We start from the raw sequence: 14167 nt of genomic DNA on the forward strand, positions 1-14167 counted from the left end.
CTAACCCCCAACCCCTTCCCTACAAGGGAAGGGGAGCAAGATTTAAAGCCTTTCTTTCATCTAATTTTGAGGTAATTTGGTTGATTTTCTAAGCTCGTGCTAGTAAAGGAGCAGCAGCTAAAAGAGTTTGGGTGTAGGGATGTTGTGGGTTAGCAAAAATTTCTTTTGTTGCACCCAGTTCGACAATTTTACCACCGTGCATAACGGCAATGCGATCGCACAAAAATCTCGCTAACCACAAGTCATGGGTAATAAACAAATAAGTTAACTCAAACTCATCTTTTAATTGCAACATCAAATCCAGCACTTGCGACTGGACACTTGCATCTAACATACTCACGGGTTCATCGCAGATTACTAGTTTAGGACGAGTAATGAGCGCACGGGCGATCGCTACCCGTTGCTGTTGTCCCCCAGACAAGTCAGATGGGTAACGTTGATAATATAATTCTGGTGGTGTTAAGCCGACTTTCTCCAACATCCATAAAACTTGTTCTTTGGCTTTCGCTGCATCAGCTAAATTGTGGATTAATAAAGGATCACCGATACTTTGTCCGACTGTCATCGCTGGGTTAAGACAAGCGTGGGGATCTTGAAACACCATTTGAATTTGTCGCCGGGAAGCACGAATTTCTTGACGCGACAGTTTAGTTAAATCCTGTCCTAAAAATTCCACTTTGCCAGATGTGGGACGAATTAACTGTAAAATTGTCCGCGACAGTGTACTTTTACCGCATCCCGATTCACCAACTAATCCCAGAATTTCCCCTGGATATAATTCCAGATTAATCCCATCTACTGCTTTGATGGTTTGACTTTCTCCCTTAAACAATCGCTCAATAAAGTTAGGCTCGATGGTGTAATACTGCTTCAGTTCAGTGACTCGCAAAATTGGGGACTGGGGACTGGGGACTGGGGACTGGGAAATATTTTCAGTCCCCACCTCATCAACAGATTGAATATGTAACGCTGCTTGCAATAGCGATCGCGTATACTCATGCTGGGGATTCTTAAACACCGCATCAGTAGTACCCATCTCTACCATTTTGCCTTGGTACATTACCCCAATGCGATCGCAATACTCTGCCACCATTGCTAAATCGTGAGAAATTAGTAGCAACGCCATATTTTCCTCACTACAAAGACGGGTTAATTCTTGTAAAATTTGGGCAGAAACCGTCACATCTAGACTAGTGGTAGGCTCATCTGCGACAATTAATTTAGGATTGAGGAGAAGGGCTAGTGCGATCGCTACCCTCTGACGCATCCCCCCGCTAAACTCGTGGGGATACTGATTCCACCGACTCGCCGGAATTTTCACTTTCTCTAAAGTCGCCAGTGCTTTTTCCTTGGCTTCCTTAGCTGATAACTCTGGTAAATGCGCTTGCAAAGTTTCAATACAGTGATTCCCAATCGTCATCAGAGGATCAAGTCGCGTCATCGGATCTTGGAAGATTAATGCTACAGCCTCCCCCCGAAATTTCCGCAATTGAGGCAGAGTTAAATCAAATACCGATTCCCCTTGAAATGTTACCCGCCCTTCCACACGGCTAGAACTTGGTAATAGACGCATTGCCGCCCGCCCCAAGGTAGACTTACCACAACCAGATTCACCAACCAACCCCATTCTTTCCCCAGGTTGCAATGTAAAAGATACGTCATCAACTGCCCACTGTATTCCTTCGCCACTACGCTGGGGATAGGCGACGCGCAAATTTTCGATACAAAATAAGTCTTTACTCATAGTTTAGTTATCAGCCCAAAGGCACTAGCTGGGATAATTTTAAATTTAAGTTAGTGTATCAAATTCTTCACTAGACTACTGCCCATAAATAAAATAGATCCCAGACTTGTAGGAAAAGTCCGGGATCTTATTTCTGAAAACTTATTTAACTTATATCTTGCACCATTCTCAACAAGCCTAAAAAGACCTAAAAAACCCGGTTTCTGAACGAAAGATTAAGGTTTTAAGCTGAGGGATTTGCAAGAAACCCGGTTTTTAACCGAGTTAATTTGAGTGCAAAAAAGCTAATTATCTGGCTTGTCTGATAAAAATTACTTGACAATTACTGCCACCGTAACGCTGACAGGTGCTAACAGCAAACCTTTCTGCTAAAGCTTGGCTAGTTCCCCATCCTGTACCATAACTACCATCAGCACCTACAGCTAACGCACCCCAAGCATTTTTGAACCATAGAGGAACTGTGCAATCTTCAGCCTGACTATCACGTACACAATTCTTCAAAGCCCCATTAATAGCTGCTTGCTTGGAAGTAGCAAGTGCTGATGAGTAAGTTTGGGTAGAAGGAGAGTAAGAAATTGCCCCAAATACGTTTCTAGATTGTGCATTGGCAGACTGAGTTACTCCTGATAATAAGGAAAATACTGTCAGGGCTGCTAATACACTTTTCTGAAAATAGTTTTTCCGCATTATGCCTTAATTCCCAAATTATATAAGTGAAGTCTATTACTGAGAGAATCGCTACTATACCCTGGTGAGTATTACAACTATTATTAGCTAAATTCACTAGCTTCTGGATTCGCATTTATACTAATTTTTATATAAAGGTGTCATTTATAAAATCATCAATTTTATTTAATTCTTATGTAGAAAAATAAGTCTCCAAAAAACAAATTCCTTGTTGTCAGCATTTAGTTTTGGTTTTTTGATTTGTTGATTCTATTGCGAGAAAGTACGGAGGTGCGTACAAGTATTAAAATAGACAATATTAATTGTAATCAAACATTAGCTCATAGCGGTAGGAGTATCAAATGCAACTCTTTAAGAAGTATTTAGCTGTGATGCGATCGCCCATAGTAATTTTATATCTTGAACAATCAACTGTTCAATGTCAAACCTAAGCAATAACACTGATTTTAGGAACAGCAAAAAATAAATTATCCGAAATTAATCATTGGGTAGGGTGCGTCAGTATGGATAATTTATGAGTATATTTATGTTCTATCGCACTCACGCACCTTAGAGTTTGGATATTTTTTTATCTGAAAGTTCTTTACCGAATCAGCATAACAACAATAAAATCTCATTTCTGTATATTTTTAATATGTTTCCAAAGCTAGATATTCAAGCAATACTTTTTAAATTATTTTCTCGAATATTTAAACTGCGTCCATCTCAGTTAATCACTGTTACAGTTGTACTAACTCTGTTCTTATTTGTACCTCAAACATGGATTACTTGGCGAGCTTATCATAATTTTAATCAAATCATTAATCATGAATTAAAACTACAAAATCTCAGTGACCAAATTAAGTATTACGATGAAGTTTTAACAATGTCAGCCCGGATGAATGCTGCTACAGGTAATTCTATTTGGGAAACAAGATATCGTAAATTTGAACCTTTACTAGATGCGACAATTAAAGAATCTATTCGACTCGCACCCCAAGCTTATGATAGTCAAGATGTTAAAGAAACCGATGCGGCTAATCAACGCTTGGTTGCAATGGAATATAAATCTTTTGAATTAGTTAAAAAAGGACAAACCCTAGAAGCAAGAACACTTTTATCAGGACTAGAATACGAGTCTGAAAAACAAAACTACGCATCAGGCGTTAAAAAAATTAATCAGCGCATTTCTAGTTTAATAGAAAATAGAGTCTTCCAATATCGCAGATACCTACTATGGTCAATTGGGTTCTCATTTACTAGTTTAGGTTTTCTTATCCCTTCATGGTTTTTAGTGTTGCGTTTATTAAAAAAATATTTGAAAACTAGCAATTTAGCCCAAAAAGTACTAAAAAACGTCAATTATGAATTAGAATTGCGTGTAGAACAAAGGTCAGAGGAACTACGAAATAAAAACACTGAACTTACTCAAACATTGCAACGACTACAACAAGCTCAAATCCAATTAATTCAGACAGAAAAAATGTCTTCATTAGGTGAAATGGTAGCTGGTATTGCCCATGAAATAAATAATCCTATCACTTTTGTTAAATGTAACATTAAGTATGTTAAAGAATATTCATCAAATATATTAAAACTGATAGATAATTATCAGCTACATTATCCCCAACCTCCAGATGATATTCAATCACAAATTCAAGAAATTGATTTACAATTCATCCAAGAAGATTTTATTAAAATACTAAAATCTATAGAAATTGGCACTGATAGAGTTGAAAATATTGTCAAATCTCTACGTAATTTTTCCCGCCTAGATGAAGCAGAAATCAAAGCAGTAGATATTCACGAAGGTATTGATGGTACTTTAATGATTTTATCTCATCGGCTCAAAGCTATAGATAAACAGCCAGCAATTTCCATTATTAAAGAATATAGTTTATTACCATTAATTGAATGTTATCCTGGTTTACTCAATCAGGTATTTATGAATATTCTTGCTAATGCCATAGATGCTTTACATGAATACAACTTGCAACGCACAACTGAAGAAATTAAAAATAACCCCTCTGTAATTCGTATTTGTACCCATCAACTCAATCAATCTTGGATACAAATAAGGATTATTGATAATGGTATAGGTATTCCAGAAAACATTCGTGAGAAACTATTTGATCCATTTTTCACAACTAAGCCAGTAGGCAAGGGTACAGGGTTAGGATTATCAATTAGTTACCAGATTATTGTCGAGAAACATTCTGGAAAGCTGTATTGTAATTCCACTCAATATAAAGGTATAGAATTTATCATTGAAATTCCCATAACCCAGCGTTCAACCTAAAACCATCAACTCCACGAAAAAATACTCCGCGCACCTACCCTGCGGGTTTCGCCCTTGGCGGTATGCGCCTACCTTAGCTAGCCTCTGCGTTAAATTTTCACCCTCGCCAAATTTTTGGGAACTATAAACTTACAGTCTTGTTATCCAGCAACACTGTAAAAATTTGCTTAATTTATCTATCCAACATTGGAAATGTATGATCTACATCCTGTAGAAGCATTAATCACTGTGAATAGGAGGGGACAAGGTTGTGAAGCTTTTCTGGAATACAACATTTTACGCGATATTTTGGCTGTGGAACTTAACATTTTTGATGTTTGTCTATTTTGGCATCCTCCCTTGGATAGCTGTGCCATTATTCCAAGCTACCGTACAAGGTGAAATCCCCGCCGAATTTTCTCTAACGTTAGTTGCCTTAATCGCCATACCAACAGTTTGTTCAATTATTGGTGGCAAGTTCTTAATCAAAAAACCTCTACAACTTATCCGCTTATTTTATGGCGTAGAAGCACCACTATTTGTTTTGTGTTTACTACGTTTATTTGTAATTCGGGAATTAACACCAGCTAGCACTCAAATTCTTGCCACAATTAGTATTTGTATTTTGGCATTTAGCGGCGAATTATTTTTTGGTTATGCTTCTAGAAGGAAAAACTATCTGCAATGGGTGCAAATGGTAGCACATACTTTAATGTTGCTGTTTGGCATTTATGCAGGTGTGATTTTACTATTTTATGCCTTGCCCTTAGCTGTGTTGTTGCTGCAAGAGTTCATTAAATTTGAGTGGTTGAAAGCTTTACCTTATGTGTTTACTAATTTTTGGGAAGTGACTCTTGGCTTACTAATGTTAACTTTTAGTGCCACTTTCTTTATTTTCATGCCTTCAGCACTAGCAGCCATGTATGTAAATTCTGGCTATAGAATTTTACAAGCTTTTGCTAGAGACTACGGAATTAAAAAGAGTATAGCTGGTGCTAGTGCTGTTTTAATTGCCTTTGTCATTAGCTTTGTATCCTTACAACAACAACCGCAAGTTTTAGCTTTTTCCCTATTAGGAAATGCTACCAATAATGATAGCGATCGCCAAACTATTCTCACCAAATCAAATCAAATTCGTGATGGTTTAGTTAACGCTTATTTATCTTCTTATCGCTACCTCAGCAGTAGAGAAGAAAATAATCATATCAGTGCCATGTATCAGCAAGTTTTAGGCTTGAATAAAGGTGTAGCTAATAATATCCAAAATAGCTATAACTTCCTCATGTCACCATTTTTATATGATGGTACAAGTAAAGATAGTGATAAAGCCGAAAAACTTTATGCAGAATTTTTTGATACACCACTCCAAAAAGCTGAAAAAGCAGCCGTGAGTCATGCTGTCCAATCTACATTTAACCAGCAAGAAGTCAAAGCCGGGTTATTAAATATCAACGAGAAAAAAGTTTGGTTAGCATCACAAAAAGTCACAGTTAAAGAACATGGTGATTGGGCGGATGTAGAATTGTACGAAGTTTACAAAAACCAAACTCCAGAAGTACAAGAAGTTTTTTACTCCTTTTCTTTGCCTGAAAGTGCTGTAATTACTGGGTTATGGTTGGGAGATACTAACAAATTATCCCAACGCTTTGCTTTTCGGGTTTCCCCCCGTGGTGCTGCCCAAAAAGTGTATAATTCCCAGGTGAGAAGACAACGCCCTATAGATCCCGCTTTACTAGAACAAGTAGGGACAAGACATTATCGCCTCAGAGCCTTTCCCATTCCTCCCAACAACGTACAGCAAATTCAGGGACAACCACCACGCCCTACAGAAATGCACCTTTGGCTAACCTACAAGGTGATGGCTAAAGATAAAGGTTGGGCAATGCCGAATTTAGGAGAAAAACGCAATATTTTCTGGAGTCAAGATACTAAACGCACCCGCAACGGTAAAACCTTGAAGTTGCAACAAGATGCTTGGCTAGAAACATTTGTCCCTGCCAGTAGGAAGATACAACCTGCACTGCATGAAGTAAATTTAGAAAATGGGGATCAAATTGTCATTAAGCCTTTATCCTCAAAAGATTACTCCTTACCCAAAAATCAACGCATTGCCTTAGTTTTAGATACTTCCCGTAGTATGGGCAACCATATCAAGGAATTATCGCAAACTTGGGATTGGTTAAAACAGCATGGCTTTGCAGACAAAGATTTAACTAATAATGATGCCGATTTATACATCAGCGTTGCTAAGGGTGCAGCCCCCACAAGGCTAGATGATATCCAACAATTTCAAGCTGAAAAAACTACCTTTTACGGTACGCTGCAACCCCAACAAATGCTGGAACAGTTTAATCAACTGCGTGGTGATACAGCCTATGATGCAGTGTTACTGATTAGTGATGAGGGGAGTTATGAGTTATCCCGCAAGAATAAGACTGTAGTTGCTGCACCTGCACCTTTATGGATGGTGCATTTAGGTGGACTACCAGCAGCATACAACGATGGCATCATTAAATCTATGCAAGATACTGGCGGTGGTGTGGGAGAAGATATCGCCGAGGTATTAGGAAGAATTACCACCAAATCAGCGTTAGGTGATTCTGTAGTAAGTGTAGTAGATAATTATGCGTGGTATGTGCAGAAAAATGCTACCGCAGACGTAAATAACCCTCAACAGTCAGCAGATTTACAACCATTAGCCGCCCGACAATTGATTTTAAGCTTGAGTAAACAAATCAAATTAGACAACCTCGAAAGCTTAGATGCAATTCACGCTATCGCCAAAAAATATCAAATTGTTAGCCCATACTCTTCCATGTTGGTATTAGTCAACGATGAGCAAAGACAATTACTCAAAGAAGCCGAAGCCGCAAGCGATCGCTTTGACCGTAAAGTAGAAGATGGTAAAGAAAATCTCACTAAACCCAATAATCCCTTTAAAACCAGCGTCCCCGAACCCTCCGGTGGCTGGTTTTTAGTTATTGGTGCAGCCGCTATATTCATTCTGAAACGGCAAAAGATTAGGGTATAGGGCATTGGGCATGGGGCATGGGGTATGGGTAGACAAGGTAGACAAGGTAGAATTTATTTCCCCTACACCCCTACACCCCTACACCCCTACACCCTCATTCCTGTGTCCCCTGTTACAGTACGGACTGACAATATTGAATTAAAAAGTCAGTTATTAGGGTGCGTAAGTATCAGAAAACCTAACTACTAAATCAAGCAACTATGGAAATATACCTAAACGAATCCATAGTTGGCGCGCCATGATTTGTGGCTGACTGTTCATTTCCAAAGCGTGAACAGTGACTCTACCAATAGAAGTTATGCCTTGAATATTTCCCGATTCTATATCTGCTAAAAAATGATCACTCCATTTATCTTGTCGCGGATGAAAAAACCGAACTTCCATATTTGATTGGGGATCATTTCCACTAATTCGAGTTCCCTTGCGAAGATTACAGGAGCGACAAGCAAGGGCTAAATTGGCATCAGCATCTGTACCTTTTCTGCAAAGCGGAATAATGTGTTCAACTTCAAAGGCAAGATTAAAAATCAATTCAGGCGCATGACAATATTCACAACGATGATTAGCCCGGTCTGCAACTAAGTTATAGTAGGGATTCATGGGCTGATTTGTTGTAGTAGAGATGCTGTCCGTGCTGTAGAAGCTCTGAGTTCAGCATCGACAAGACTGTCTAATTCTGCTTGTTCTTCACAAGAAAGCTCTTGTCCTTTGTCGCGTGCTGTGCGCCATAAACTCATCAGTTCAGATAAGCGTTTTTGTTGCTCGGCACTAAAAAACTGATCAGGGCGAAAACTTTGAATAACCAACAAAGCACTAAATTCAGTTTCACCTAACTCAGCAGTTAAAGCATCTAGAGCTTGTCCCGCAGTTTTACATACAGAAGACTTATCACCAGCGATCGCTTGATAACATTTCTCACCACTAGCATCTGATATCGGCAAGATAAAAACTGTAGTCATACATTCTATTCCTGCTCAACCCCTAATTGTAGCACCAAAAGACTAGCTAATAGCTCATTGGCTAATATTTAGCCTACACCCTGCCCCCTGCCTCACTGTGTCCCCTGCCCCCTGCCCCCTGCCCCCTGCCTCACTGTGTCCCCTGTTGCAGTACGGCCTGACAATATTGAACTAAAGTAGAAAGGCGATCGCTAATTGTTTTGAGTCTGGTTTGCACTGTCGATGTTTGCCGCGCCCCTTGCAGAAACATCACATCTACTTCCAACAGGCGCAACTGCTTACTCATCTCTGTCTGGTAAGATTGTTCTCGTGAGTTGGCATTTACACCTAAAGGAATAATTTCTTGCCCAAAGAATTTTTGCAAGGCGGAGACACGCTCTTTGAGTTCAGGCGTACTAACTTGAAGATTGCTAATATCTGTACGCAATTGTTCAAGTAAATTTACTAGTGATTGATATTTATCAGAACTTAAAGACATTCACTGCTATTTAAGATAGTATTAATGTCAAGAAAATTTTCTTCTACAACCATCTATCTTACGCTCTCAATTGTACTCTCAGCCTCAAAACCTGCTTTGAGGCTGTGTTTGCCATCTACATTATTTCACAAATATGATCATGAAAATCCGTAGTGGATGAGTACCATAGGCATATAGGACATCATCCTAATACCAATTTTCTCCCCCACCAAGACAGCAACATCACCCACATGATGATGCTGGTAGTTGCATCTATTCTTCATTTATCTAGAGACCACCTCTTGTATTGTATGAGCAGTATAGCTATTAGTTCCCCAACTGATCTTTCCCTTCCTGAATGGCTCAAGAAATGTTTGCGGGAAACATCAGCCCAACACAACCCAGCCGCAGATGATCGCCTTTATAGTGATAACACGTTAATCTGTCGGGCGTTTGAATTTGCCTATGAGCTACATAAAGGTCAATATCGCAAGTCAGGAGAATTATATATTAGCCATCCTGTGGCTGTAGCAGGCTTGCTGCGCGATTTAGGAGGTAGTGCTGCTATGATAGCAGCTGGATTTCTCCATGATGTAGTGGAAGATACAGATGTCACAATTGAAGAGATAGAACAGCGATTTGGCGCGGAAGTGCGTCAATTGGTGGAAGGTGTCACCAAGCTTTCTAAAATTAACTTCAAAAGCAAAACTGAAAGTCAAGCCGAAAACTTTCGCCGGATGTTTTTGGCGATGGCGCAGGATATCCGGGTAATTGTAGTCAAGTTAGCAGACCGTTTGCATAATATGCGAACTCTGCAATATATGTCAGAAGACAGCCGCCGCCGTTCTGCCCAGGAAACTAGAGATATCTTTGCACCTTTAGCTAATCGCTTGGGGATCTGGCGGATTAAGTGGGAATTAGAGGATTTAGCTTTTAAGTATCTAGAACCGGAAGCTTTCCGTCAAATGCAAAAGTATGTAGCCGAAAAACGCGATTCACGGGAAGAAAAATTAGTTAAAGCTACGACAATTTTACGGGAACGGTTACATCAAGCGGGAGTTCGTTGTTTAGATATTAGTGGTCGCCCGAAGCATCTGTATAGCATTTACCAGAAGATGCAGCGACAGCAAAAAGAATTTCATGAAATTTATGATTTGGCAGCCCTACGGATTATTGTAGAAACAAATGAGGAATGTTATCGGGCTTTAGCTGTCGTTCACGATGCTTTCCGTCCCATCCCTGGCAGATTTAAAGATTACATTGGCTTACCTAAACCGAACCGCTATCAATCCTTGCATACAGGCGTTATTGGCTTAACTGGTCGCCCTTTAGAAGTACAAATTCGCACAATGGAAATGCACCGCATTGCGGAGTACGGGATTGCAGCCCATTGGAAATATAAAGAAACGGGCGGATCTAATAGCCAACTGACAACTAGTGATGAGAAATTTACTTGGTTGCGGCAACTGTTGGAATGGCAAAGCGACATGAAGGACGCGCAAGAGTATCTTGATAGCGTTAAAGATAATTTATTTGAAGATGATGTTTATGTCTTCACCCCTAAGGGGGATGTTATTTCTTTAAATCCAGCTTCCACAACTGTAGATTTTGCTTATCGTATCCATACAGAAGTAGGAAACCACTGTGCAGGAGCGCGGGTAAATGGCAGAATTGTTCCTCTGTCAACACGACTACAAAACGGGGATATTGTCGATATTATTACCCAAAAGAATAGCCACCCCACTTTAGATTGGCTGAATTTTGTCAGGACTTCTACCGCGAAGTATCGGATTAAACAATGGTACAAGCGATCGCGCCGGGAAGAAAATGTGGCGCGCGGGCGAGAGTTATTAGAAAAAGAACTAGGTAAAACCGGTTTTGACAATCTGCTCAAGTCAGAATCTATGCAGACCGTATCAGAAAAATGCAACTATCATAGTACAGAAGATTTACTAGCTGGTTTAGGCTACGGGGAAATTACCTTAAATTTAGTGCTAAATCGTTGGCGAGAAGTAGTCAAAGCCCAAGAACCAACAGCAGAAGTCATCCCCTTAATACCAAAAGAGTCATCCACACCCAAAACCCATCCAACTACCTCCCGCTCTACAGACTCCCCCATTATCGGCGTAGAAGGGTTAGTATATTATCTGGCTGGTTGTTGTACCCCCATACCTGGAGAACCGATTATTGGGGCAGTTACCAGGGGTAGAGGAATTTCCATCCATCGTCAAGGATGTCATAATTTAGAATCAGTAGAAGGCGATCGCTTAGTGCCAGTCAGCTGGAATCCCACTGTGGAAAATAGTGGTCGTCCCCACACCTACCCAGTCAGTATTCAAATTGAAGCCCTCGATAGAGTCGGCGTACTAAAAGATATTCTCTCCAGATTAAGCGACCAAGGGATTAATGTCCGTCATGCCCAAGTCAAAACATCCATTGGTCAACCAGCATTAATGGACTTAGGAATAGAAATACGCGATCGACCCCAACTAGAACAAGTATTCACCCAAATTAAAAAAATGAGCGATATCCTCAACATCCGCCGCGTCGGCCAAACAGAAGATTGATTAAAGGTTTGTAGTGAGAACTTTAGTTCTCTCTGCGTTCTCTCCCTTCGCGGAGCGTCCCGCAGGGAACAAATAAGGACTAAAGTCCTTACTACGAACTCAATGCGAGTCTTTTTAAATGAATTAACACAACTTGTTCTAATTAGTATTATGAAATCCCAGGATTATCTAATGTTTTGATCTGTTGTAAAATTTGTTCGACTTGATAAACTCTCTCGTTTCTGTTTTGAGATTTAAAGATGCTTAATGCTTTTTCAAAGGAAACTCGTGCTTGCTCCTTTTGATTTGTTTGCCATAATGCCTGACCATAATTAACCAATGCTTCACCATAATCAGGATTAATTTCTAAAGCTTTTTTATATTCAGCGATCGCATCTTCCCAACGACTTTGACTAGCATAAACTACACCAATCCCATTATAAGCTAAGGCATATTTTGAATTGCGGCGAATTGCTTCTCTGTAGGCACTAATTGCCGCTTCTGGTTGATTGAGACGTGCAAATACATTGCCTAGTTGAAAGTTGACAAAAGTATCCTGGGGAGATTTTTTCAGCAGTTGACACAGGGTTTTGGCTGCGCCTTGAAAGTCTCGCTGATTATATAAATTATTGGCTTGTTGGATTAGTTGCGATCGCTCTTGTGATGTATCCGTAAACTGTGCTAACTTCTGTACTTGTTTAGCTTGCGGTTTTTGTTCCGTGGTGTTTAAAGCGGTTTGGCAGGCTAACTTTACAACTGATTGTTCCTGTGCTTCAACAGGAATTGGCAAACATAGGGTGATGATACTTAAAGATATGCAGCTAAAAACTGTAAGAAATCCTGTTTTCTGTTGACTATTTGACTTCATCACCCTCATCCTTAAATCAGTTATCAGTTATCAGTTATCAGTTATCAGTTATCCAGGGTATGGTGGGCGATTAAGAATCGCCACCAAGAGATTCTACTAATTGCTAGGGAACTCTAACCCAGGGGTTTACTGTTCACTGTTAAATCATGTCCTGATACCTATGATAAACCGAAGTAGAGCAGTAGACACTTCAACGAACACAATATGAACTATTGCATGGGAATTTGAATGCAAAATTCTGTTCCTAGCTCGCTATTAGAGTTACATATTAACTGCCCTCTGTGCATTTCTACCACTATTTGATAGCTAATAAATAACCCAAGTCCAGTTCCTTGCCCAACAGGTTTGGTTGTAAAAAACGGCTCAAATATTTTAGAAATTATAGATTCGGGAATACCCAAACCATTATTTTTAATGCGAATATTTACCCACGTTTCCTTAATTATTTCACTAGTAATCCAAATAGTAGGAACTAAATTTTGAGATTGAGTATTGATATCCTGTAAAGCATAAATGGCGTTTTCAATAATATTCATAAATACTTGATTTATCTGTGTCGGATAGCACTTTACTAGAGGAATTGCACCATAGTTTTTAATTACTTGAATTACCTGATTTGTTGAGTTGATTTTCAGCCGATGATTAAGAAATGTGATGGTGTCATCAATCCCCGTATGAATATCAAAATTTTTCGCTTCTGCTTCATCCCAGTGGTGAAAATTGCGTAGCGATCGCAAAACTTGCATAACTCGATTGCTAGCAACTTGCATGGATGTCAGAATCTTGGGTAAGTCTTCTTGAATAAATTCCAAATCACATTTAATTATTGCTTCTTGAATATGTGATGGCGGAACTGGATAGGTTTGCTGATAAAGCTGTAAAATGTGTAATATTTCTTCTATATACTCAGATACAAAAGTGAAATTCCCCTCAATAAAACCACTTGGCCCCTGAATTGCATGAGCAACTCCTGCAACTAATTGCTTAAGACTTGACATTTTTTCAGTTTGCACAAGTTGAGCTTGACTAGATTTGAGTTTATCTAGGGCAGCTTTTAGTTCGTGGTTAGCTTGAAGTAGCTGAGTATTATTTTCTTCTAACATAGCTATTTTTTAATACAAAAAAATTGGTGTATTCATGTTAATTTATTTCTGTATTCGTACCAATTGTTAACTAGTGAAACAATATTATCTATAGCTTGATCATCGAGTTTTTTTAGCTCATTATTGTCATGGAATTGTAAACCTAGATTGTTGTCTGGTTTAATAATAGGTTCTAAAATCCATCTATAGTAACCTTGATCATTATCTAATGTAAAGAAAAATAGGCACACTGGAAATGGTAAATCTCTCAATAAACTTTGATGACTATGACTATTTTTTAATTTAAAAACTTCGCCATTTTGTGTTAAGCTATCTGAGGAAATTTTAGCTTTGACTTCGACACCAAAGAGCCTACCACTATACATACTATCTTTAGTGATGGTGACAAGGAAGTCTAAACCTGCTGTATTTTTTTGTGCCTGAGAAACAATCAAATCATCACGACGAGTTAAATATACCATCGCCAAAGCTTCTGAACGTAAACCAATATACCAAGGTTGTTCTGTTTGCATTGA

The 14167-nt window shown here is 39.2% G+C and carries 12 protein-coding genes; 4 read left to right on the forward strand and 8 right to left on the reverse strand.

Annotated elements, in window-relative coordinates; genetic code table 11:
- Positions 1-88: 88 nt before the first annotated feature.
- Both ACPZ3T_RS18365 and ACPZ3T_RS18370 read right to left on the reverse strand, forming a co-directional pair.
- On the reverse strand, positions 89-1744 hold the full coding sequence (locus tag ACPZ3T_RS18365; RefSeq protein ID WP_490270909.1) for a dipeptide ABC transporter ATP-binding protein: 1656 nt from the start codon (positions 1742-1744) through the stop codon (positions 89-91).
- A 288-nt stretch (positions 1745-2032) separates the two neighbouring features.
- Positions 2033-2431 (reverse strand): DUF4189 domain-containing protein, encoded by a 399-nt coding sequence (locus ACPZ3T_RS18370; RefSeq protein WP_490270910.1) that lies wholly within the window; start codon positions 2429-2431, stop codon positions 2033-2035.
- Between the two features lie 634 nt (positions 2432-3065).
- Here ACPZ3T_RS18370 and ACPZ3T_RS18375 point away from each other — a divergent pair.
- The 3 genes from ACPZ3T_RS18375 to ACPZ3T_RS18385 all read left to right on the forward strand — a co-directional run bounded on the left by ACPZ3T_RS18375 (position 3066) and on the right by ACPZ3T_RS18385 (position 7861).
- Positions 3066-4709: a sensor histidine kinase gene (locus ACPZ3T_RS18375; protein WP_490270911.1), complete on the forward strand. Its 1644-nt coding sequence runs from the start codon at positions 3066-3068 to the stop codon at positions 4707-4709.
- A 250-nt stretch (positions 4710-4959) separates the two neighbouring features.
- Positions 4960-7719, forward strand: a complete 2760-nt coding sequence (locus tag ACPZ3T_RS18380; protein ID WP_490270912.1) for a TIGR02921 family PEP-CTERM protein — start codon at positions 4960-4962, stop codon at positions 7717-7719.
- 10 nt (positions 7720-7729) lie between these two features.
- Complete coding sequence (locus tag ACPZ3T_RS18385; protein WP_490270913.1) at positions 7730-7861, forward strand: hypothetical protein; 132 nt, start codon at positions 7730-7732, stop codon at positions 7859-7861.
- Positions 7862-7917: 56 nt separating this feature from the next.
- Here ACPZ3T_RS18385 and ACPZ3T_RS18390 read toward each other — a convergent pair whose 3' ends face one another.
- The 3 genes from ACPZ3T_RS18390 to patD all read right to left on the reverse strand — a co-directional run bounded on the left by ACPZ3T_RS18390 (position 7918) and on the right by patD (position 9156).
- Positions 7918-8319, reverse strand: coding sequence for an HNH endonuclease (locus tag ACPZ3T_RS18390; RefSeq protein WP_490270914.1), 402 nt, complete (start codon positions 8317-8319; stop codon positions 7918-7920).
- Positions 8316-8678, reverse strand: coding sequence for a hypothetical protein (locus ACPZ3T_RS18395; RefSeq protein ID WP_490270915.1), 363 nt, complete (start codon positions 8676-8678; stop codon positions 8316-8318). Before ACPZ3T_RS18395 ends, ACPZ3T_RS18390 begins: the two co-directional genes overlap by 4 nt.
- A gap of 130 nt (positions 8679-8808) precedes the next feature.
- Entirely contained in the window at positions 8809-9156 is a 348-nt protein-coding gene (patD, locus tag ACPZ3T_RS18400) for a heterocyst frequency control protein PatD (protein ID WP_490270916.1), read from the reverse strand.
- Between the two features lie 290 nt (positions 9157-9446).
- Between patD and ACPZ3T_RS18405 the strand changes: the two genes are divergently transcribed.
- Entirely contained in the window at positions 9447-11702 is a 2256-nt protein-coding gene (locus tag ACPZ3T_RS18405; protein ID WP_490277268.1) for a RelA/SpoT family protein, read from the forward strand.
- A 148-nt stretch (positions 11703-11850) separates the two neighbouring features.
- On the opposite strand, the gene ACPZ3T_RS18410 is transcribed toward ACPZ3T_RS18405, so the two are convergent.
- From ACPZ3T_RS18410 to ACPZ3T_RS18420, 3 genes are all read right to left on the reverse strand, one after another.
- Entirely contained in the window at positions 11851-12549 is a 699-nt protein-coding gene (locus ACPZ3T_RS18410; RefSeq protein ID WP_490270917.1) for a tetratricopeptide repeat protein, read from the reverse strand.
- A gap of 209 nt (positions 12550-12758) precedes the next feature.
- Positions 12759-13652 carry a sensor histidine kinase gene (locus ACPZ3T_RS18415; RefSeq protein ID WP_490270918.1) on the reverse strand — a complete coding sequence of 298 codons (894 nt, stop codon included), beginning with the start codon at positions 13650-13652 and terminating at the stop codon, positions 12759-12761.
- Between the two features lie 32 nt (positions 13653-13684).
- Positions 13685-14164 (reverse strand): DUF4365 domain-containing protein, encoded by a 480-nt coding sequence (locus ACPZ3T_RS18420; RefSeq protein ID WP_490270919.1) that lies wholly within the window; start codon positions 14162-14164, stop codon positions 13685-13687.
- Positions 14165-14167: the final 3 nt, after the last annotated feature.

The organism is Aliinostoc maniaoense, from assembly GCF_058172895.1.